Source organism: Lishizhenia tianjinensis (assembly GCF_900116425.1).
Lineage (GTDB): Bacteria > Bacteroidota > Bacteroidia > Flavobacteriales_D > Crocinitomicaceae > Lishizhenia > Lishizhenia tianjinensis.
The window spans coordinates 124,796-145,592 of sequence record NZ_FPAS01000002.1 but is presented as its reverse complement, the minus strand read 5'-3'; the positions used below and the strand labels follow the sequence as shown (position 1 = coordinate 145,592).

Below are 20,797 nucleotides of genomic sequence, written 5' to 3'. Positions count from 1 at the left end.
CTATGCAATTCTTCTTGGACATTCTCAACATAGAAAGTTCAAAATCTTTCGAAACTTTTAATGATATCCTGGGCTATGATTTATTGAGCTCAGTTGAAAACTATAGTCTAAAAATAATAGATATAGGTGTATTACTTATCATTTTTGGTATCACGCTAGTTGTATTAAAACTGCTTAAGAGGATCATAGAAAATCCGCCAAAAAAACAACTAGAACAAGAAGAATTTAAACGTAGACATTCCATTTACCTATTGGTAAAGTACTTTGTTTGGGTAATCAGTATAGTCATTATGCTAGACTCGGTTGGCATTAAAGTCTCTGTACTTCTTGCTGGTTCAGCAGCACTTTTAGTTGGGGTGGGTATGGGACTTCAAAACATATTTGCCGATTTTGTCTCTGGTGTTTTCTTACTATTCGAGGGAACAATAAAAGTGAAGGAGATCATAGAAGTAGATGGCATCATTGGTCAGGTTGAAGAAATAAACCTAAGAAACTCTAAACTCATTACACGAGAAAATGTTACCATCATTATACCTAACTCCAAATTTGTAACCGAAAAGGTAATTAACTGGAGTCACAATCACGGAAGCGTACGATTTATGGTTGACATAGGTGTAGCTTACGGTTCTGACGTGGAAGAAGTGATTGAAATACTTCAAAGTTGTATGGCCAACATGCAAGAAATTGAACAAAGTCCTCAACCTTTTGTTAGGTTCAAAAACTTCGGAGATTCGTCCTTAGACTTTGAACTTATCTTCTGGACAAGACAAGCCTTTACTGTGGATAATTTAAAAAGCAATTTGCGCATTGAAATCTACAAGAGCTTGGCTAAACACAACATTTCTATTCCTTTCCCACAAAGAGATCTACATATTATCAGTAAAACAGATGCATAAAAAAAGCGGACACATTAACGTCCGCTTTTTTTATCTTTCTTCTAAAGATTACCATGCATATCTTATGGCCAAAGAACCACCCCAACCTGCATAACCAGGTCCATTGATGATACCAATTCTTGGCCCTGTATGTAAGGCTAAGTTTAATGGGAAGTCAAAAGTGTATTCAAGACCGATAACTCCACGTGCACTTAATGCAAATCCATCTTCGAATTTATCATTGTTGTGACCATCACCCCACATAAAGGCTCCAGCACCTGCACCTAAATACCAATTTAAACCTCCGCTTAAATCCCAGTTCCATTCGTAAAGTCCTTCTAAGTAAAGGTGATGTGATCCACCTCCTAAAGTAGCTTCAATCGCATTAGAACCTCCTAACATGTGCTTTAAGTTTAAAGCTCCATCTCCGTATGAACCAAATCGCAAACCAAGCGCATTATTGTAATTCTGCGCCGATGCAACTCCAATTCCACCTGCAATAAATGCAAGCGCAACCAACATTTTCTTCATTCCTTTCATCATAAGTAGATTTTATTTCCCACTCAAGATAAGAATTTGTCGACATACTTGCAATTGCTGTGTCTCCAGGTCAAGAAATTCTGCAACAACTATGTAATTTCCTATGCCACACAAGTGATTATTTTCATCAAACCCTGACCAGTTAGAAAAACCAGAATCGCCATTTAAAACATTGTTTTTCAATATCTTAACCAACACACCCTCTTCATTGTATATTTTCAGGGTTAACATATATTTAAGGGCCTCAAACGAATAATAAATTGATGTAAAATCTTTTTCCCCATCGCCATTTGGTGTGATAATTTGAGGCGAAACTGTAAGAGAAGCCGTACCCTCCACCGTTGAGAATTGAGAGTTTTTATACCCAGGAGTACCATAATTCACTGCGCTACCTGCACTGTACCATTGCGCCTCATCTTCCATCAAATTTACGCGCTCCAAGGAAACACCGTTGACATCCTCGAAATATTGAAAATGCATTTTTTCTGAATAAACAAACACGTCATAAATCGTAAAAGAATCGGCTAAAATTACGCGACCACTGTCGTTTGGAAAATTAGGTAAATTCATTTCCCATCCATTTTGAACCCCAACAAAAGGATAATGCTTTTCTTGAAAACTTACATCTGCCGAAAAATAGACATAGGCATACGGAGCGAGAATCAAAGGGGTATCAATAAAAATCATATCCTCCTCGCTCTTACCAAGTCCAACACCTTTGAGTGAAATATATTTTTCGCTTCGATTGTAAAGTTCAACGTAATCACTACCACCCGTTACGGGGTTAAACAACACCTCACTTATAATCACATCACCCGTTTGGACGCGATCAGGTATAAGTACGCTTACCGTTGTATCCATAAAATTGCCATTGCAATCAGCTATAGGATGGAATTTTAATGTTATATATTCATTAAGAGGAAAGGCTTGCGCCCATCGGAGCTTGAGAGTATTATCTAGCCACGCACTAGCCACAACCTCAACGTCTGGTATTATTAGCGTATCACCTGAAAAATCTGCGTATTCCATGCTTTCATTAAAATGAAAACCTAGGCTTGAAGTGTCAAGGATCTCTATAAACTCTACTCGAGGAACTTGTGTGTCATACTCCCAGTGTACATTAAAATTTGCCTTTCCAGGACTCCCACCCACGGGAGCTGAACTCCCCTCCCACGCTTGGGATGATTTACAGAAATAGTTGGGAAATTTAAGGGCCAAACTTCGACCATTTCCGGCTTCAACTTCTCCCTGAAAATAGTCCGCATTGTAGGCAATTTCATCCAATACTTCTCCCAAAGTATCTATCAAAACAAACTTATCTTCATTGTTACTCAAATTGGGAAAAGAAACAACACCTATGCAGTTGGTAAAATAAGTGGTATCCGCTGGAGAACATAGCAGAACATAAGTATTAGGCCTTAACCAACCTTGAGCTAAGGACAGTGTATCCTCATCATTTACCAATAAGAACTGATGCAGATTAATCAACTTCTCCGATCGATTGTATAGCTCTATGTATTCCACCTCTGGTAAACCTAAACTCGGTGAAGGATCTATCATCAGCTCGTTGAAAATAACATCACCCTGTAAGCATGGCTCTCCATATAAAACATGTAGCTGTAAACTGGTGTCACCTTCATTAAAAAGAACATCTTTGTAGCCTGATAGTATAAACGTATAAACACTGTCGTTTTCTAAAGGAGAGGAAAAACTAAACTGTAATTCTTTATTATTTGGTCCAAACGCTAACTCATATGCGGGAAGATTGCCGACAGGACTTGATAAGACTATACTATCTAGAGAAATTGTATCCAGCTCTTCTTCAAACTGAAAGCTAAGTAGATCTGAATAGGTATATTCAAGGGACAAAAGTTGAGGAGGAAAGGTGTCTACAGGTATACTTCCAACGATCACATTATCCAGGTAAAACTTTGTGGCATTAGAGCTGGTGTATTGATAATACAATCCGAAATATTCACCAGGTACGCTGTAACTGCCATATGCACTATCCACTACTATATATTCAAACAAAAGCTCGTCATAGATTTCCAGGCGCCAAAGGTTGGAGCTGTCTACCCTAATTCTTACTTGGATATCAAAAGAAGAATTAATGAGGTTAGGAGGCCCTGTCATTAATTCGGTTGTCGTTCCCGTATCATGTATGAATCGTATTATATCGCCACTCCCCGATTCTCCAAATTGTAAATACAAACCTTGAGAACTCGAGTTAAGTACACTGTCTGGTGATGCCAAATAAATACGGGCGTAATTTCCGCTGGAAGGACTAAAATTCAAACGCAACTGAAATTCCCACTGCTTCCAATTCAAAGTATCGAGTTGGTGAACCTTAGTTAATGATGCTATTCCCGCCTGATTGTCGTTCAATTGCAACTGTTCCAAGGAATTAATCGTAAATTTACTGCTATCTCCCTTCCATAAAGAAGTTTGAAAAACAAATTCACTGTTAAAATATTCGGATATTTGTGAAAATACAATATTAACCGTGAAAATTAGTGATAAAGCTAGGATTGATGTTTTCATGGTGGTTATTTTAAAACTTAAAGTTAGTACATTTGCCCCGAAATTTAATGGAGGTCAGGGCGTTTATACCCTGCGAGAACACGTAAGTAGAACAATTTTTAAGCAATAAATAATGAGAGTAGCGGTTGTTGGTGTAACAGGTATGGTAGGTCAAGTAATGTTAAAAGTATTGGCCGAGCAAAATTTCCCGATCACAACGTTGATTCCTGTAGCATCAGAAAGATCTGTAGGAAAAGAAATAGCATTTGGTGGAAGTACTTACCAAGTGGTTGGTTTGGAAACAGCTGTTGAAATGGCTCCTGATGTAGCTATTTTTAGCGCAGGTGGAGAAACAAGTTTAGCTTGGGCTCCGAAATTTGCAGAAGTTGGAACCGTGGTTATCGATAACTCTTCGGCATGGCGTATGGACCCAACCAAGAAATTGGTTATCCCAGAAATCAACGGAGACAGCATCACAGCAGAAGATAAAATCATTGCCAACCCTAACTGCAGCACCATCCAAATGTTGATGGCTCTTGCACCTTTGCACAAGGCTTACGGAATCAAGCGTGTGGTAGTTTCTACTTACCAATCTATCTCAGGAACAGGAGTAGCAGCGGTAAACCAAATGATGAATGAAAGAGCTGGAGAAAGCGGAGAAATGGCTTATCCTTACCCTATTGACCAAAACTGTTTGCCACATTGTGATTCTTTCTTAGACAACGGGTATACCAAAGAAGAAATGAAGTTGACCAACGAAACAAAGAAAATCTTGGACAACAACATTAACGTTACAGCTACAGCAGTTAGGGTTCCTGTTCAAGGTGGACACTCAGAAGCGATCAACGTAGAGTTCGAAAGGGACTTCGACTTGGCAGATGTACGCAAGATGTTACACGAAACAGAGGGGGTAACTTTACAAGATTCTCCAGAAACAAACACATACCCAATGCCTTTATACGCAGCTGGTAAAGACGATGTTTTTGTGGGACGTATCCGTAGAGATGAATCTCAAGCCAACACTTTAAACATGTGGTGTGTAGCAGATAACCTTAGAAAAGGTGCGGCAACCAACGCTGTTCAGATCGCTAAAAAATTAATCGCAAATAATATTCTTACCGTAGAAATGGCGTAAATACCGTAAGATTTTGTTCATAAACGAAAGAAAGGGAGTGCTGAGGTATTCCCTTTTTTTGTGGCTCCCTATCGCGTCATCCGTTGCAACGCTTCGGCCTTCAAACAATTCAACTACAATTGGCCCAGCAGCTTCTAAGGTCGCTACAGCCCCAATCCCTTTCATGGTTCTCAGTCCTGCAGGGTTTCCTCTCCTACCGCTGGTAGAAAATCAAACTTTCAACATTTGTCACATCCAAAAGTCTAAACTGTACGTAGTTCTTTGGTAGAAAACTTATTTTTGCAAACTGTAAAATTGTAGTACATGCATTTAGAAAGAATTGAGAAGAGCATCGCTCCATTGGTAGACCAATTGCGTAGTCATAAACTATACGCTAACCTTAACAACATAGAAGATATTCAACACTTCATGGAGGAGCATGTGTACGCCGTATGGGATTTTATGTCTTTACTGAAAGCCTTACAACAAAGTTTAACGTGTACTACAACCCCATGGGTTCCTGTAGCAAATCCAAAAATTGCGCGTTTCATCAATGAAATTGTACATGGTGAAGAAAGTGATTTGAATGAATTGAACGAGCCGAAGAGTCACTACGAAATGTACTTAGATGCTATGGAGCAAGTTGGAGCAAACAAACTGCTAATTGAACAATTTGTTGCTGCCGTACAACAAGGTACTCCTGTAGCAAATGCTTTAGAGAATTTGGCGATTGCAGACACAACAAAAGCCTTTGTATACTACACTTTTTCATTATTAGAAGAAGGGAAAGCACACAAAATTGCATCGGCCTTTACCTTTGGTAGAGAAGATGTAATTCCGGATATGTTCATAGCCATCGTAAAAGAAGCTGAACAAAACGAAGGTAAAGATGCCTACAACAAGTTAACCTATTACCTTGAACGTCACATAGAGTTAGATGGAGACGAACATGGTCCGCTTTCTTTAGAAATGATTGCTGAGTTATGTGGTAACGACGAACAGAAGTGGCAAGAAGTAGAACAAATTGCTCAAGAAGCTCTGAATCATAGAATAGCACTGTGGAATGGAATTAATGCAAGAATTGAGGCCCACAAAAAAGTTGAAGCCTAACTGCTAACGATAGAAATGTATACCCCGCAGGGATAAAATAGATTGAAGGTAAAAAAGGGAGGAGCGACGAAAGAAGCTTTTCCCTTTTTTTCTACCTGAAACTATTTTATACCGAAGAGTAGAAATGGATAGCGTGTAAAAGCAGCCACAAAAAAAACGGAGAACTGCAAAAGCCATCCTCCGTTAAACCCAAAATTCTTATGAAACCTAATGTCAACTTGTGCTGACGAATTAGGTATTACGAAATCCGTGCCAGATAATTTTTTTTAGAACAAAGCTATGCTTATTCCTGCTGTAATGGGCGATAACTGCACGCTGTTCTCATGGGTAAATAAACCTGAAAAATAATAGGCCGCATACACACTCCAATTTCTGATTCCTACACGTGCCGTTAGTCCGTAACGCCGCGGGTTTCTATCTGGAAAATTATAATTTTTAAACTTGTAACTCTTTCCTTGTATCGTCTCTTTTGTCTTGGTATACGCATTCAATTGATAACCGATTTTACCACCTACAAAAAATTTAAAATGCTGATAACCTTTGGTCCTAAAACGCAACTCCAATGGAATTTCAATATAATTGGCATTGTACTTACTCCAATCTAAATTGTTTGGAAAAATTAAGGGAAATGTTGTGGTTGAGCCCTCCGTGTAGTTACTTTCAAACCCTATGGGTGTTCTATTGTTATAATGACTAAAAGCCACACCCCAACCTAAACCTATGGTATTGGCTTTGGTAAAAGGTACATCAAACATCACGTTCACATTAAAACCTATAGAACTCCATGGACTTTTTAGGGGGCTTCTATCTCCTTGCCAATCGTTGTAAAGTATATCTACAATTAACCTATCGTATTTGCGGAGTTTAGTGGTATCATAATTACTAAAACCACTGTAAAACCACATGGCTCCCGGTCTGTATCGAGAAACAAGTCCTTGTTCTTCCTCTAAATACTGAGCTTTTAAACCAGTACTTACAAGTATCAAAGTCAATAATGCAATTAATATTTTCATAAAGTATCTTTCTTTTGCTCCCAATTCCAAGCTGTTTCTATGGCATAGGCAACATCATATTTGGCTTCCCATTTTAAGACATCTCTTGCCTTATCTACCTTTGCATAAATTTGAGGTACATCTCCTGGTCTTCTTGGTCCGTATTTAAAAGGAATTTCCTTTCCCGTAACTTTTGCGAAAAGATCTATACATTCTTTTACGCTGGTACCAACACCTGTTCCTAAATTAAAAGCATCCCAAAACTTATTGTCTTGATGGTCTAAATAATTCAATGCCAAAACATGGGCTTCAGCCAAATCAACCACATGTATATAATCTCTTACGCATGTACCGTCTGGCGTAGGGTAATCATTTCCGAAAACAGTTAAGGCTTCTCTTTCTCCTATTGCTGTTTGGGTTATATAGGGCATTAAATTATTCGGTACTCCCTGTGGTTCCTCTCCAATGATTCCTGAAGAATGAGCTCCTATTGGATTGAAATATCTTAATGATACAACCTTAAAACCCGTTCCTTTATCAAAACTATCTTTTAAAATTTGCTCACAAAACAACTTTGATGCACCGTATGGCGATAACGGAGCTCCAAGGGGTGTTTCCTCGGTTACGATTGCTGTATCTGCCGCTCCATAAACGGTACAACTGCTAGAAAACACAATATTCTTAATTTCAAATTTCTCCATGAAATTAAGTATAGATAAGAAGCTTGTTAAATTATTATCATAGTACTTCAGGGGTTTTTGAACTGATTCACCTACCGCTTTATCCGCAGCAAAATGAATGACTCCCCAGAAATTATATTGTTGACCAAGTTCATTCAATAACTCTTCATCCTGACAAGCACCCTTAACGGCAATTATCTTTCTGCCTGAAATTCGTTCTAAACGATCTGGAACATTTTCATTTGCGTTTCTATAATTATCTAAAATAACAGGTTCATACCCATTATTGATTAAGGCTAAAACGGTGTGAGAGCCAATATAACCAGCTCCTCCAGTTACTAAAACGTACTTCTTTTCGGTCATGAAATCAAAAGTAATAAAAATAGAAACCGGAAGAGGTGATCTACAGACTTTATTGTACGACTATGGGCTTTACTCCTCGTATTCCCATGTCCACCAAAGAGTCCCCATCCAAGGGTTCAAAAATATTGTTTTGGGCAGCGTCGTACCATTCTATACTTTTGTTTGTACTGAAAGATACGTCAACAATAATGTCTTCTGTTTCATTGCCTGTAATCACTAAGTCTTGATCAAAGTCGCCCGTTAACACACAACTTCCAGGAGGAATGGGCGAAGTTGCCGCCAAGGGGTTGGGAACTGTAATTTGTCCCGACTCACCCGTGCTTACAATAGGATTTTGAATCACATCATTTGGGTGGATTTCCAAGGCCCAATAGCCTTGTAATTTATTGCTGTTAACCGTTTCCGTTTGCGTTTTTATAACATGATCTGTAATGTAGGTGTTGAAACCTAGAAAACACGCCAAAGTTGCTGTGGCATCTATACCATTAGCCCTAAATTCTATATCCGCATTTTGATAACTCACAGAAACACGTATCCACTCATAAGTATCTGCCTTCAAATCTGCAATCGGAATTTCAGCCAACACCTCACCGTCATTAACGCGAATTGCCTTATCGTAATCTATAGCGTTATCGCCACCTGCCGTAGTTTGCGCTCCTATATAACACACCTCCCCGTCTTGCAATTGGGTATACGCATTTTGTGCTAGCTCAATGTAATGAATAGAAAAAGCATTGTAACTCGGATCTTGCGCTCCATGATTTGCGGGTACTGTTGCAGGATTACCCAAATTATCTGTACGTTCCTGATTGGGGTCTAACTTTAATCGGAAAACCACTTTAGGCGCTTCATTACTATTTGTCCCGTCGTCATTATTATCTTCCTTCTTGCAGGCCAACAAGCTCAATGCAAGCAAAGAAAATACAAGTGTTTTTTTCATACTCCTTAGTTTAATTCCACCTCCATTTGTACAATTTGCACCTGATTATCAAAGGCATGTTTGTAACCCAAATCATAAATCATCACATAGCGCGACCCATCTGGTGCATTAAAATTGTGGGTGTGGTAATCGGTTGAGAATCCCTGTTTTTCCAATATCTCCAGCTTCACCGGTGATGACCTGTAAATATCAAAGGTTTGATTTAAAACGGAATAATTGCGTTGTAATTGTCTGTTCAAGGCCGTAAAGAGGGCGTTCTTCTCTTTGTTGCGTTGATTGTGAAATTGATTTTTACATGAAGAAGAACAAAACTTCTTGTTAGATCTCCCTTTGAATTCTTCCTTGCAATTTTCACAGATTACTGCTTTCATAAGTTTGTCAGTTTTAGCAAATAAAATAATTAATACATAAATAGTTTGGGTTTAGTTTTTAAATCAATGTTAAGGGTAGAATAGCTGCGCGTTATGTTAATCTTCCCACTTACAAAGGCTGCGTTGATAGGTCCCTTTTGCTGTGGCTAAACTCACCGCAATAATGTCGTGGGTGCAGGCGTTCAATCCACGGCACGACTTCTTTAAGTGATAGCGCTGAGCACTGGTACTCTTACAAATATAGACTTGGTTTTGTACAGCCAGATCAGGCACATCCTTCCCTTGGAAAGAAGAAAAAAGTACAACTACCGAAGTAAGTAGTAATGTTTTTAACATGAATAGCGCGTTTCCTACAAATCTAACGAATTTTTTCAATGCGAAAAAAAGAAGCTTTTTCTATCCTTTTTCATCCCTCAACTTCCTCTTAAATTAAGTATCTTCACAGCTGCAATGGATTTACAACAACACAGGCATTACAAAAAAAGCTACAAACTTTTTATCCGTTATTTCATCTACGGTATTGTCTTGCTTGTACTCTTGTATTTGATACGCAACAAAATGGAAAAGCCAACCACAGCTGTTACTCCACAAGAAATAGAAAACTTTAGCATAGAAACTGAATGATAGATCCGTATAACGACGAGTATTTTATGAAACAAGCTTTGGCCGAAGCTCAAAAGGCATTTGACAGAGATGAAATACCTGTTGGAGCCGTTGTGGTTGCCAATAAGAAAATTATAGCGCGTAGTCATAATTTAAGCGAAGTCCTCAACGATGTAACCGCCCATGCAGAAATGCAAGCCATTACCGCTGCGGCAAATCATTTAGGAGGAAAATACCTCATTGATTGTACACTCTACGTTACACTTGAGCCTTGTGTAATGTGTGCCGGAGCATTGTCTTGGGCACAAATCAGTAAAATTGTATATGGTGCTAGCGATGATAAACGAGGAGCTGGAAGGTTCGATACTTCGCTCTACCATCCTAAAACAGAAATTTCTGGGGGTATCATGGCCGAAGAATGCAGCGAAATCATGCAACGTTTTTTTGCCAATAAGCGCAAATAGCCTTTACTCAGGTTATACTTGCAGCTCATCAAATAAGAAAAAACAAATAGGAAGATTAACTTTAAGTCAAAACCGAAAAAATGAGTTTTAACATAGATTTATTGAAACGCGTATGTGAGGCTCCAGGAGCTCCTGGGTTTGAGCAACGCATTAGACAAGTTGTATTAGAAGAAATCAAAGACCTAGCAGACGAGGTAGAACTCGACAACATGGGGAATGTATATGCCATCAAGCGTGGAAAAAATGACAAGCGCGTGATGGTGGGGGCCCACATGGATGAAATAGGATTTATCGTTACCCACATAGACGAAAAAGGATTTATTCGTTTTCATACTTTAGGTGGATTCGACCCTAAAACCTTAACCGCTCAACGTGTAATTATCCACGGTAAAGAAGATGTTATGGGTGTTATGGCTTCTAAACCTATACACGTAATGTCCACCGAAGAAAGAAACAAAGTCTCAAAAATTACCGACTACTTCATAGACACAGGTCTACCCAAAGAAGAAGTTGAAAAATTGGTAAAAGTAGGTGACCCAATTACTCGTGAGCGCGGACTAATAGAAATGGGAGATTGTGTAAACTGTAAATCTTTAGATAACCGTTTGGCTGTTTTTATTCTTATCGAAACCTTGAGATACCTTAAGGACAAAGAAATTCCTTACGATTTCTACGGAGTATTTACCGTGCAGGAAGAAGTAGGTATTAGAGGGGCAAACGTAGCAGCTTTAAGAATTAACCCAGACTTTGGATTTGGATTAGACACTACCATTGCCTACGATTTACCAGGTGCTCAACCGCATGAGAAAATTACAAGTTTAGGAGATGGAACAGCCATCAAGATTATGGACTCTTCTACGATTTGTGATTACCGTATGGTAGAATTTATGAAGAACACAGCCAACAAGCACAGCATTAAATGGCAGCCAGAAATCTTAACGGGTGGAGGAACAGATACTGCAGGAATTCAACGTATGACTGAAGGTGGATCTATCGCCGGAGCCGTGAGTATTCCTACACGTCACTTGCACCAAGTTATAGAAATGGCCCACAAAGAAGACATTAAATACTCTATAGAATTGCTTTCGAAGTGTATACAAGAAATTGATACTCACGATTGGAGTTTTAAATAAAACTATAAAGCGTCAATGGCTTAGGGGTCATTGACGTTTTTAACATTTCAACTTAAAATATAATCACACATGAAGCGTTTTGCTTCAAACTTAAAAATCATGAAAACTATCAAATTATTGGTTTTGGGACTCTGCCTTCCTTTTTTAGGTGCTGCCCAAACAACTACACCAGCATTAAGAATTAATGAGGCCTTTATGTCACTCGGTGCACAAGGCTCTTTCGAACCAGGTCTATCACAAGCAACTTTCGAAAAATTAAGCGAAAATTCAACATTATTACCTGATAACATTGGTTCTTCTTACACCTACTTTGGAAATAACACGTTTAAATTAGGAGTAGGACTTCAATTTAGAGATCGTGAAAAATCAGGTTTTAGAAAACACATGGAATTACGTGTAGGACTTGCATACAGCAATTCCTTAGGTTATTATTCTTCATCAGGAAATTCAACAAAACATCCATACGACACACTTGTTTCTCAACAAACCGGTCAAGAGTACTACATAGATTCTATCTACTCTGAATACACTACAGTACATCACAATTTTGACATGTTATCTATTGATGCATCACTCATTTTCAGAACAAATTCAGAGGCAAGGTGGTCATTATACGGTGGTCTTGGAGCATCGTTCGGATCATCTTTATTCAGTAAAACCTACTTAAGAAGTGGTTCAAACGGATATACTATTGGTGCACAAAGTGGCAACTCTCATAGCTGGAGTACTAATAATTCTGAAAGCGAAACGTATACCAACGGAAGCAATACCTCACTAACTGCATATGTTCCAATTGGTGTAGATTTTAGAATTGCTAACAACAATGCCTTCTTTAACAAAATGCATTTGTACACCGAAATCACTCCTAATTTTACGATGCGCAACATCAACAATTTGGAAACAATATCATCAGCAAGTGTAGGGTTCAACTTTGGTGCATACTACAGGTTTTAATCCTTATCCCAAATAATAATTAGAAAGGCTGTCTTCCACAAGGCAGCCTTTTTTGCACCCTATAATTTTTGAATTTTAAACCTTAAATTTTGAATTATTAACTGATGCTGGCAAACGGCCAGGCTATCCTTCCAAGCTCACTCCCCAAGGCTAAGTATTCACAAGGCTTACAGGGGCTTCTTTTAGTCGCCGCTTTAAACCAGTTCAACCTAAGCCTTCGCTTCACTCACTTTCCATCCTATCCTTGTTTGTCCTCTACTCCCAACTCACACTCAATACTGCCTTTGCTCACGCTCAATACTGTTTTTCTCTTATCTTTGCCCCTTCAAGAAAAGGCTATGAAAAAAATATATCATTTATCATCGTGTAACACTTGTCAACGCATCATCAGCGACCTAGAATTAAAGGGTGATGTTGAGTTACAAGACATCAAACAAGAGAACATAGACGAAGCTACTTTAGACATGATCAAAGAAAAAGTAGGATCTTACGAAGCCCTGTTTAGCAAACGTGCTATGAAGTATAGATCTATGGGCTTGAATGAAATGAATTTATCAGAGGCTGATTACAAAAAGTACATGTTAGAAGAATACACCTTCTTAAAACGTCCATTCATTATCTTAGAAGATGAAGTGTTTGTAGGAAATTCTAAAAAGGTAGTAGAGGCTGCCAAAAAAGCGTACCAAGCTTAGTGAGAAATGTAATCATTGCCCATCTGGCCCTTTTCTGCGTAAACATGATTTACGGTGCCAATTACATATTGGCCAAAGATGTTATGCCGAATTATTTAGGTCCAAATGCCTTTATCTTCATGCGTGTGGCAGGAGCCTCTCTTCTCTTTTGGATTATTTTAATGTTCCAAAAACGAGAGAAAATTGCCAAAAAAGATTGGTTAACCATAGCAGCCTGCGGCTTGTTTGGTATTGCCATGAACCAGCTCTTCTTTTTTAATGGATTGAGTTTAACCTCGGGAATTAACGCGTCTATTATTATGACCAGCACCCCTATTATTGTGGCAGTTTTGGCTTTCTTTATTCGTAAGGAAGCACTGAGCAAAATGAAGATATCTGGAATTATCATCGGTGCTATTGGCGCTATTAGTTTGACTTTAGCAGGGAGCAATCCTGCTGTAGATTCTGCCTTAGGTGATTTGTTCATCTTCATCAATGCGGCGAGCTACAGTATCTACCTTATCTTGGCCAAGTCACTCATGGAAAAATATAAACCTCTAACGGTTTTAACCTATGTAATGACCTTTGGACTTATCTTAATAACACTTTTCCCTTTAACCGTACCCGAACTTTTGGCAACTGATTTTGCCAGTTTCACGGGACCCATCATAGGAAAAATCATCTTTGTAATTGTAGGGGTTACCTTTGTGGCCTACCTCTTTAATATATTTGCATTGCAACATGTAAGTCCAACAGTTTCTGGATCTTACATATATTTGCAACCTATACTGGCCATTTTCTTCGCCTTCTTCTTTTTCTACATCGGTATTTCTGATGATGATTCTGGAAGTGTATCCCTAGAAAAAGTGCTGTATATGTTATTGGTATTTGCGGGAGTTTTTATTACTTCACGTTCTACCTACCTCGAAAATAAAAAACGTAAAGCTTTGGCGCATAACAATGCCAAAGTTGAACCAACTATTAATGCTGTTGACCAGCAAAATTGAGATTAGAGTATGCTTCAATCCATGACAGGCTACGGAAAAGCCACAGGAAATTATAAGGATAAAAAAATTGTTGTTGAAGTTCGTTCTTTAAACAGCAAGAATTTAGATTTAACTGCGCGTATAGCACCACTTTACAAACCGCTAGAATTAGAGCTACGTAAGAAAGTAGGTCAAGTTTTAGACCGTGGTAAAACAGAGTTAAGCATTAACATAGAAAACACCGGAGCTACGGCAAACTATGTCATTAACCAAGCTTTGGCCAAGGCTTATTACAAAGATTTAAAGCAATTGTCTGCCGACTTAGAAGAAGAGCAAGACCTCTTGCCTATGGTATTGCGCATGCCAGAAATCTACATTAACCAAACCGAAGAATTAAGCGAAGAAGAAAGTAACTACTTGATGGAGTTATTAGATGAAGCTTTACAAAAATTGGTTGATTTTAGAGCTCAAGAAGGTGTTTCATTGGCCCAAGATTTTACGGATAGAATTACGACCATCAAAACCTTGTTAGATGAAGTTCCGAAGTACGAAGATTTACGTATAGACATCATCAAAGAGCGTATGCGTAAAGGTTTTGAAGACAACAATGCACAAAGCATAGATGAGAACAGATTTGAACAAGAGTTGATCTATTACATCGAAAAATTGGATGTTTCTGAAGAAAAAGTAAGGTTGGCCAACCACTTGGATTACTTCATAGAAACCATGAACCAATCAGACATTCCTGTGGGTAAAAAATTAGGTTTCATCTCTCAAGAAATTGGTAGAGAAATCAATACCCTAGGAAGTAAATCTTACCATGTTGATTTACAGAAAATCGTAGTGAACATGAAAGATAATTTAGAGAAGATTAAAGAACAAGTGTTAAACACACTTTAAATTCAGAATTTAGAATTAAGAGTTAAGAATTAGCCAATATTCTTAATTCTGTATTCTTCATTCTTAATTAGTACAGAATGAACAAAGAAGGAAAATGCATCATATTCTCAGCGCCATCTGGAGCAGGGAAAACGACCATCGTACAACATTTATTGAAACAAGATTTAGGTTTATCTTTTTCTATTTCGGCGTGTTCTAGAGATCCTAGACCCAATGAAGTGGATGGGAAAGATTACCACTTTTTAGGATTGGCAAAATTTCAACAAGCAATTTTAGACAATGCCTTTTTAGAGTGGGAAGAAGTTTACACCAACAATTACTACGGAACCTTGAAAAGCGAAATCGAACGCATTTGGAACGAAGGTAAAACCGTAATTTTTGACGTAGATGTTATTGGAGGATTGAACTTGAAGAAATACTTTGGTGACAAAGCTTTGGCCATCTTCGTTCAACCCCCTTCTTACGATGAATTAGAGAAGCGTTTGCGCTACAGAAGTACAGAAAGTGAAGAGAAGATCAACCAACGTATGTCGAAAGCCAGAGAAGAGCTTTCTTACGCGCCAGAATTTGATCATATTTTAGTGAATGACAACCTAGAGCATGCTTTGGAAGAAGCAGAGAAATTAGTTGGGGCATTCATCAAAGCATAAGTTATGAAAGTAGGATTGTATTTCGGAAGTTTTAACCCCATACACATTGGTCATTTAATTATTGCCAACCACATGGTTGACACAACAGACATGGACCAAGTTTGGATGGTTGTTTCTCCCCACAATCCACTGAAAAAGAAGAAAAGTTTATTAGAAGATTATCACCGATTGGCCTTGGTAAACGAGGCCATCGAGGATAATGATAATCTTAGAGCTTCTGACATTGAGTTTAAACTCGAACAACCTTCCTACACCGCCAACACCCTGGCCTACCTTAAAGAAAAACATCCTACGCATGAGTTTGTACTTATAATGGGAGAAGACAATTTGCGCACTTTCCACAAATGGAAAAACTATGAACAAATTCTAGAGCGCTATGAAATCTACGTTTATCCCCGTGTGCTTACTGTACAGGAATTAGAAAAAGAAAAAACCGAATATAATACCTTACAAGACCATCCCAACGTACATTTTTGCGCCGATGCTCCTTTGATGAAAATCAGTAGTAGTTACATACGCAAAGCCATTAAAAATGAACGAGACGTCCGTTACCTCCTTCCCCAACCCGTGTTGAAATACATCGATGAGATGAATTTTTATAAAGGATAAATTTAGATTTCTAGAGGACTAATTATTTCGAAAACACGAAGCACATCTTACCACAAGTATTTTCTCGAGAAGCAGTGAAAACGGTATTTCGCAGGAGTAAGTGGTATTGACAATCCTCCCCTAAATAACAAACATCAAAAGAAGCATCAGGGTTACCGACACACAAATTAGTGTGGCTTGCACTAAGAATAAAACACTCATACTTTTTACAGCAACCAACAATTCTCTTTGATCTTTATTACTTAATGCCAACTTAATACGACGCGCAAACTTGTTGTACAAGGCGAACATATAGAGGTAAATAGACAAAACTATAGCACCCGTTATTAGTTCTGGAAGTTTTCTAAAAATTATGCGCAGCAAGACATTTTTATTTCCACCCGATGTGGAATAGAAATTACTATTGTACCTACTGTAAGAAGAAAAAACATCTATCATCAAAGAAAGAAAATAAATAACCGACAAAGCGAGTAGAATGATACTTATAATTTTCGACCACTTCCCCGTAGATAACAAAATGTTTTCGGTATGTTGACCGATGTTCAACAAAGGCTGTTTCACCTTGGTATTTGCAGTACTTTCCATTTGGTAATAGTTTTAGTTGTTAAACAAGAATATGGCAAACACTACAACAAGTAAGGATAAAATTGAAATAATTATTATCCCCTTCATTTTATAGTACAAACGCAAGTTATTAAGTGCAGTATCTAGATCTTTTTGCTCTTCGTTTTCCAATGCAACTTTCATTTTATTCGCTGCCGTGTTGAGAAAATGAAATAATACGTAGTACAAAAGAAATAAAAGAATGGCCAACATTACCCCGATGAAAATGCCCAGAAAATCGGAATTTACAAATTGCTTTAAAAGTAAAATGGCATAAATACTCGCCACGAATAAATAAGTTATTCCTAAAAACTTGCTGTTATTGATGAGTTTAAACAAGACCTTTCTAAGGTCGTAATTTACAGCTATACCATCCGTGTGATGGTCGTCTAGTATTTCATTTTCCATGTGTAGTGATTAAATTAGCTGCAACAATATACATAAATCTTTAATAAAATGTAACTCGTAAAAGCCTGAGACTACGTCTAAATTCATTGAGCACTTTTGACTTATCTCTTCTCCTTTATCATTCCATCCTTAAACAAAAAACTCCGCCCCAGAAAACTGAAGCGGAGAAAATCAACAAAAGATTTCGGACTATTTATCCAAAATTTGTTCTATTAAACCTTTATTGGTCAAATTGAACTTTAATGAGAATTTTATGCTTTGTGCGTAATTGCTATTCTGTAAATTGGTGCTTTGTACCAATGGAAAATAAATTCCGAAAACATCTCCCATTCTTATACCTAAACCAAGATCATACACTTCTTGTTGCACTCCGTTGTTAGAAATCATACCATAATCTGCAAACACACCTACTAAATGTGTTAATACAGGCAGTGGCGCATAGAAGTTTGCCATCACCATGCTTTCATTGGCTGTAAGTCCGCTAGCTGAACCAAACCCACCCATATCGTTGTTGTGTTGGTTGGCCCACATTCCGTTTACTTCATTTCTACCAAAGTAGTACTCTTCCATAAACAAATCTTGCGCTCCCGTTTTACCAGAAACAGGTGCTGCATACCTATTGGCATTGTAGGCGCTGTTTACAGCGTAAATAAAGTTATTCAACGCAAAGGCACGAAGCTCTATGTAGTTTCTTTTCTTTTTGATGTAGTAGTTCCATTTGTATTTCAATTCTATAGAAGCTCTTGCCATTTCATCGTTCAAGTTAGATTGCAAGTAACTCGCTCTAGCATTTGCCACAAACAAGTGGTTCGGACGCTTATAGGTATACTTATAATCTGCAAACGCTCCAATCTCCTCAATATTGGTAGCCGTTCTACGCGTCATTTTATACATCCCCTGCAACAACAAACGGTTGTGGTGTTTACTTTGTGCTCCTCGCTTTCCTAAGGTCAAATTTAAGTAAGGGTTTAAGGCGTAGTAGTTCGCGTTGTTTCTGCTTAATGAATCTACATCTTTAAAGGTCTTCATAGACAAACCTGCTTTCCCTAAACGAACTACATTGGCTGGTCTAAAGGTGTAAATCAATTCACCCATACCACTCAAATTTTGTCGACCTATAGAATACATAGGCGTTAACAAGAAAGTAAATTTATTGGGTGCCAATTGCAGGTTATGCAAACTTGCTCCTATCATAAACTTATCGCTGGTGTTAAATCCAATGGCTGGAGACCAAGCCAAGTTACTTTCATCTCTACGGTTGGCCGTAAACATAGGATTCAGTTTAAAAGGCTCTACTTTGTTAATGAACCAATCTTTCTTCCAGGTGTTGTTGGTTCTGTTCAATTCTGGAACTTGCGTATTTATGTCTACAACAACTTCTGCAGCTTCAGCATTTTCAAAAGTCACACGTTCTTTCCTACCTTCTGAAGTAGCCCATTTTGTAAGGGTATCACCTTCTGGCGTAATTAGTTGTACAGGAATTGGTCCGTGAACATGACCTTTGTGTTTTACCACAACTTCTGTATTTCCATCTTTCGCTTTTACACGTTTCAACTTGTAATCTATTTCATTCGCTGTCTTGATAATATCTTCGAACAACCAAGTAAAATCTTCTCCAGTTGCTTCCTCAAAACACGCTCGTAAATCTTCGGGCTGTGGGTGTTTAAACTTCCATTTTTGGTAGTAAGCATGCATGATGGCATCGAACTTTTCTTCTCCCAAATATTCTTTCAGGTAATCGAAAACTAACCCAGTTTTTTGGTAAACGATTATCCCGTAATTCACAGAGGCAAAATCATCTGAATGTAAATCCATCGGCTGATCTATACCCAACCCTTGAACGGTTCTGAACATTACGTCATTTTGGTCGTGGTAATCACACCCGTGGAAACGGAATCTACCGTTGGCAACCATGTCTGCTAAACGCGTATTGTCTGGGTATTTCGTTTGGATGTATCGTACTTCATTTAAGGTGTTCAATCCTTCATCCATCCAAGGATGTGTACGTTCATTAGAACCTAAGATACCGTAAAACCAGTTGTGTCCCACTTCGTGCACGATTACTACTTCCAAGGCTTCTTTATTCCCCGTATTTCCAATTACAGTTACGTTCGGGTATTCCATTCCACCACCTGCAGCTATAGTTCCATCCACAGCCGTTACTTGGTTATATGGGTAATCTCCATTCCATAAAGAATAATAGTACGTCCCATCATTGATGTATTCGATGGCATCTTCCCACAACATTCTGTTTTTTGGTGTAAACATGGCATAAGAAGTCACCTTTCTTTTAGAATGTGGCAACTCTACTTCACCTTGTAGTACTTCAAATCGCTTATCGGCAAACCAGGCAAAGTCGTGTACCTTAGCTTGTTTGTAAGTCAAAGTTTTGTATTCTTTCGAAGAAGCAGGGAAATCCATACTCGCTCCATTTTTGAAAGCGGCATCTTTAAATTGTTGTAGTGTAGAATCTGCTTTCGCTTTTAACCAAGCTTTTTCTGCAGGGTTTTGTAAATCTCCTGTTGCTCCAACTACGTAGTTTTTAGGTAGGGTAATACTCACCTCAAATGAACCGTATTCTGAGTAAAACTCTCCTTGGTTTAAGTAAGGCATAGCATGCCAACCGTCTTTGTCATATACCGCTGGTTTAGGATACCATTGTGTAATCATGTAAGATTCTTCTACGTGACCCAAACGCGAGTATTTTGCATTGGGTAATTTTACTTTGAAAGGCGTAGAAATGATGATTTTTTGTCCTGGTAACAAGGCTTCATTTAAAGTCAAAGTAGCCACATCTATGTGTTTTTCATCATAGGTTAAAGCAAGTGCTTTTCCATTCGCTTTAAAATCTAAAGAATCTATCCAACCTCTATCTGCTTCTTCGGCAAAGATGAGTCCGTTATCTCCTCTTTTCTGCTTTTGTTTAGCCAAGGCAGTAGATGCATTTTTGTAGGTATTGGGCCACAAGTGCATTTTAATAGCCTTGAGCGTGTCTGAAGAATTGTTGTAGTATTCGATGTATTCGAAACCACGAAGCATGTGATTTTGGTCGTCCAGTTTCACATCTATTTTATAATTCACTTCTTGTTGAAAGTAGTCTTGCGCAAGTGCAACATTTGCTGCCAACAGCACACTTAAAAAAGTAAAAATATGACGCATAAGATTGTATTTTCTTTCGAAGATACAGAAAAGCAACTATGTCACATATTAAATTCAGTTGAAAGCGCTAGATGCCTTATGAAAAGATGCAAGTTTGATATAAACGGTTACAGGAAATTGGAGCACAAAAAAACCAACTCCCAAAAGGAAGT

General features: G+C 38.2%; 22 protein-coding genes. 12 read left to right on the top strand and 10 right to left on the bottom strand.

Features of this window, described 5'->3' with window-relative positions:
* The first annotated feature begins 2 nt into the window (after window positions 1-2).
* Complete coding sequence (locus BM327_RS07370; protein WP_090247730.1) at window positions 3-896, top strand: mechanosensitive ion channel family protein; 894 nt, start codon at window positions 3-5, stop codon at window positions 894-896.
* A gap of 48 nt (window positions 897-944) precedes the next feature.
* Here BM327_RS07370 and BM327_RS07365 read toward each other — a convergent pair whose 3' ends face one another.
* Entirely contained in the window at window positions 945-1,418 is a 474-nt protein-coding gene (locus tag BM327_RS07365) for a hypothetical protein (protein ID WP_139230292.1), read from the bottom strand.
* 9 nt (window positions 1,419-1,427) lie between these two features.
* Window positions 1,428-3,956: a lamin tail domain-containing protein gene (locus tag BM327_RS07360; protein ID WP_090247728.1), complete on the bottom strand. Its 2,529-nt coding sequence runs from the start codon at window positions 3,954-3,956 to the stop codon at window positions 1,428-1,430.
* A 112-nt stretch (window positions 3,957-4,068) separates the two neighbouring features.
* On the opposite strand from BM327_RS07360, the gene BM327_RS07355 reads away from it, so the two are divergent.
* Both BM327_RS07355 and BM327_RS07350 read left to right on the top strand, forming a co-directional pair.
* On the top strand, window positions 4,069-5,070 hold the full coding sequence (locus BM327_RS07355; protein WP_090247727.1) for an aspartate-semialdehyde dehydrogenase: 1,002 nt from the start codon (window positions 4,069-4,071) through the stop codon (window positions 5,068-5,070).
* A gap of 303 nt (window positions 5,071-5,373) precedes the next feature.
* Entirely contained in the window at window positions 5,374-6,159 is a 786-nt protein-coding gene (locus tag BM327_RS07350; protein ID WP_090247726.1) for a DUF3050 domain-containing protein, read from the top strand.
* A 266-nt stretch (window positions 6,160-6,425) separates the two neighbouring features.
* Here BM327_RS07350 and BM327_RS07345 read toward each other — a convergent pair whose 3' ends face one another.
* The 5 genes from BM327_RS07345 to BM327_RS07325 all read right to left on the bottom strand — a co-directional run bounded on the left by BM327_RS07345 (window position 6,426) and on the right by BM327_RS07325 (window position 9,841).
* The gene (locus BM327_RS07345) at window positions 6,426-7,172 is read right to left on the bottom strand and encodes an outer membrane beta-barrel protein (protein ID WP_090247725.1); all 747 of its coding nucleotides are present in this window, start codon (window positions 7,170-7,172) and stop codon (window positions 6,426-6,428) included.
* Complete coding sequence (gene galE, locus BM327_RS07340; RefSeq protein ID WP_090247724.1) at window positions 7,169-8,194, bottom strand: UDP-glucose 4-epimerase GalE; 1,026 nt, start codon at window positions 8,192-8,194, stop codon at window positions 7,169-7,171. Before galE ends, BM327_RS07345 begins: the two co-directional genes overlap by 4 nt.
* Window positions 8,195-8,243: 49 nt before the next feature.
* Window positions 8,244-9,134: a hypothetical protein gene (locus BM327_RS07335; protein WP_090247723.1), complete on the bottom strand. Its 891-nt coding sequence runs from the start codon at window positions 9,132-9,134 to the stop codon at window positions 8,244-8,246.
* A 5-nt stretch (window positions 9,135-9,139) separates the two neighbouring features.
* On the bottom strand, window positions 9,140-9,505 hold the full coding sequence (locus tag BM327_RS07330) for a hypothetical protein (RefSeq protein WP_090247722.1): 366 nt from the start codon (window positions 9,503-9,505) through the stop codon (window positions 9,140-9,142).
* Window positions 9,506-9,601: 96 nt separating this feature from the next.
* Entirely contained in the window at window positions 9,602-9,841 is a 240-nt protein-coding gene (locus tag BM327_RS07325) for a hypothetical protein (protein ID WP_090247721.1), read from the bottom strand.
* Between the two features lie 114 nt (window positions 9,842-9,955).
* On the opposite strand from BM327_RS07325, the gene BM327_RS15850 reads away from it, so the two are divergent.
* The 9 genes from BM327_RS15850 to nadD all read left to right on the top strand — a co-directional run bounded on the left by BM327_RS15850 (window position 9,956) and on the right by nadD (window position 16,475).
* On the top strand, window positions 9,956-10,129 hold the full coding sequence (locus BM327_RS15850) for a hypothetical protein (RefSeq protein WP_170853707.1): 174 nt from the start codon (window positions 9,956-9,958) through the stop codon (window positions 10,127-10,129).
* The gene (locus BM327_RS07320) at window positions 10,126-10,572 is read left to right on the top strand and encodes a nucleoside deaminase (RefSeq protein WP_090247720.1); all 447 of its coding nucleotides are present in this window, start codon (window positions 10,126-10,128) and stop codon (window positions 10,570-10,572) included. Before BM327_RS15850 ends, BM327_RS07320 begins: the two co-directional genes overlap by 4 nt.
* An 80-nt stretch (window positions 10,573-10,652) precedes the next feature.
* Complete coding sequence (locus BM327_RS07315) at window positions 10,653-11,705, top strand: M42 family metallopeptidase (RefSeq protein WP_090247719.1); 1,053 nt, start codon at window positions 10,653-10,655, stop codon at window positions 11,703-11,705.
* A 99-nt stretch (window positions 11,706-11,804) separates the two neighbouring features.
* Window positions 11,805-12,659 carry a hypothetical protein gene (locus BM327_RS07310; RefSeq protein WP_139230291.1) on the top strand — a complete coding sequence of 285 codons (855 nt, stop codon included), beginning with the start codon at window positions 11,805-11,807 and terminating at the stop codon, window positions 12,657-12,659.
* A gap of 338 nt (window positions 12,660-12,997) precedes the next feature.
* On the top strand, window positions 12,998-13,351 hold the full coding sequence (locus tag BM327_RS07305) for an arsenate reductase family protein (protein WP_090248897.1): 354 nt from the start codon (window positions 12,998-13,000) through the stop codon (window positions 13,349-13,351).
* A complete protein-coding gene (locus BM327_RS07300) occupies window positions 13,351-14,337 on the top strand; it encodes a DMT family transporter (RefSeq protein WP_139230290.1) in 987 nt (328 codons plus the stop codon). Before BM327_RS07305 ends, BM327_RS07300 begins: the two co-directional genes overlap by 1 nt.
* 21 nt (window positions 14,338-14,358) lie before the next feature.
* Complete coding sequence (locus tag BM327_RS07295; protein ID WP_211664720.1) at window positions 14,359-15,216, top strand: YicC/YloC family endoribonuclease; 858 nt, start codon at window positions 14,359-14,361, stop codon at window positions 15,214-15,216.
* Between the two features lie 77 nt (window positions 15,217-15,293).
* Window positions 15,294-15,866, top strand: coding sequence for a guanylate kinase (gene gmk, locus BM327_RS07290; RefSeq protein WP_090247715.1), 573 nt, complete (start codon window positions 15,294-15,296; stop codon window positions 15,864-15,866).
* A gap of 3 nt (window positions 15,867-15,869) precedes the next feature.
* Window positions 15,870-16,475 (top strand): nicotinate (nicotinamide) nucleotide adenylyltransferase, encoded by a 606-nt coding sequence (gene nadD / locus BM327_RS07285; RefSeq protein ID WP_090247714.1) that lies wholly within the window; start codon window positions 15,870-15,872, stop codon window positions 16,473-16,475.
* 120 nt (window positions 16,476-16,595) lie between these two features.
* On the opposite strand, the gene BM327_RS07280 is transcribed toward nadD, so the two are convergent.
* The 3 genes from BM327_RS07280 to BM327_RS07270 form a co-directional block, all read right to left on the bottom strand.
* Window positions 16,596-17,060 (bottom strand): hypothetical protein, encoded by a 465-nt coding sequence (locus BM327_RS07280; protein ID WP_090247713.1) that lies wholly within the window; start codon window positions 17,058-17,060, stop codon window positions 16,596-16,598.
* A gap of 12 nt (window positions 17,061-17,072) precedes the next feature.
* Window positions 17,073-17,486, bottom strand: a complete 414-nt coding sequence (locus BM327_RS07275) for a hypothetical protein (protein ID WP_090247712.1) — start codon at window positions 17,484-17,486, stop codon at window positions 17,073-17,075.
* A 189-nt stretch (window positions 17,487-17,675) separates the two neighbouring features.
* Window positions 17,676-20,645 (bottom strand): M1 family metallopeptidase, encoded by a 2,970-nt coding sequence (locus BM327_RS07270; RefSeq protein ID WP_090247711.1) that lies wholly within the window; start codon window positions 20,643-20,645, stop codon window positions 17,676-17,678.
* Window positions 20,646-20,797 lie beyond the last annotated feature (152 nt).

Bases quoted from the DNA above. Each gene is read 5' to 3' on its own strand.
- BM327_RS07370 (WP_090247730.1), top strand. From the start codon at position 3: ATGCAATTCTTCTTGGACATTCTCAACATAGAAAGTTCAAAATCTTTC.
- BM327_RS07365 (WP_139230292.1), bottom strand. From the start codon at position 1,418: ATGATGAAAGGAATGAAGAAAATGTTGGTTGCGCTTGCATTTATTGCA.
- BM327_RS07360 (WP_090247728.1), bottom strand. From the start codon at position 3,956: ATGAAAACATCAATCCTAGCTTTATCACTAATTTTCACGGTTAATATT.
- BM327_RS07355 (WP_090247727.1), top strand. From the start codon at position 4,069: ATGAGAGTAGCGGTTGTTGGTGTAACAGGTATGGTAGGTCAAGTAATG.
- BM327_RS07350 (WP_090247726.1), top strand. From the start codon at position 5,374: ATGCATTTAGAAAGAATTGAGAAGAGCATCGCTCCATTGGTAGACCAA.
- BM327_RS07345 (WP_090247725.1), bottom strand. From the start codon at position 7,172: ATGAAAATATTAATTGCATTATTGACTTTGATACTTGTAAGTACTGGT.
- galE (WP_090247724.1), bottom strand. From the start codon at position 8,194: ATGACCGAAAAGAAGTACGTTTTAGTAACTGGAGGAGCTGGTTATATT.
- BM327_RS07335 (WP_090247723.1), bottom strand. From the start codon at position 9,134: ATGAAAAAAACACTTGTATTTTCTTTGCTTGCATTGAGCTTGTTGGCC.
- BM327_RS07330 (WP_090247722.1), bottom strand. From the start codon at position 9,505: ATGAAAGCAGTAATCTGTGAAAATTGCAAGGAAGAATTCAAAGGGAGA.
- BM327_RS07325 (WP_090247721.1), bottom strand. From the start codon at position 9,841: ATGTTAAAAACATTACTACTTACTTCGGTAGTTGTACTTTTTTCTTCT.
- BM327_RS15850 (WP_170853707.1), top strand. From the start codon at position 9,956: ATGGATTTACAACAACACAGGCATTACAAAAAAAGCTACAAACTTTTT.
- BM327_RS07320 (WP_090247720.1), top strand. From the start codon at position 10,126: ATGATAGATCCGTATAACGACGAGTATTTTATGAAACAAGCTTTGGCC.
- BM327_RS07315 (WP_090247719.1), top strand. From the start codon at position 10,653: ATGAGTTTTAACATAGATTTATTGAAACGCGTATGTGAGGCTCCAGGA.
- BM327_RS07310 (WP_139230291.1), top strand. From the start codon at position 11,805: ATGAAAACTATCAAATTATTGGTTTTGGGACTCTGCCTTCCTTTTTTA.
- BM327_RS07305 (WP_090248897.1), top strand. From the start codon at position 12,998: ATGAAAAAAATATATCATTTATCATCGTGTAACACTTGTCAACGCATC.
- BM327_RS07295 (WP_211664720.1), top strand. From the start codon at position 14,359: ATGACAGGCTACGGAAAAGCCACAGGAAATTATAAGGATAAAAAAATT.
- gmk (WP_090247715.1), top strand. From the start codon at position 15,294: ATGAACAAAGAAGGAAAATGCATCATATTCTCAGCGCCATCTGGAGCA.
- nadD (WP_090247714.1), top strand. From the start codon at position 15,870: ATGAAAGTAGGATTGTATTTCGGAAGTTTTAACCCCATACACATTGGT.
- BM327_RS07280 (WP_090247713.1), bottom strand. From the start codon at position 17,060: ATGGAAAGTACTGCAAATACCAAGGTGAAACAGCCTTTGTTGAACATC.
- BM327_RS07275 (WP_090247712.1), bottom strand. From the start codon at position 17,486: ATGGAAAATGAAATACTAGACGACCATCACACGGATGGTATAGCTGTA.
- BM327_RS07270 (WP_090247711.1), bottom strand. From the start codon at position 20,645: ATGCGTCATATTTTTACTTTTTTAAGTGTGCTGTTGGCAGCAAATGTT.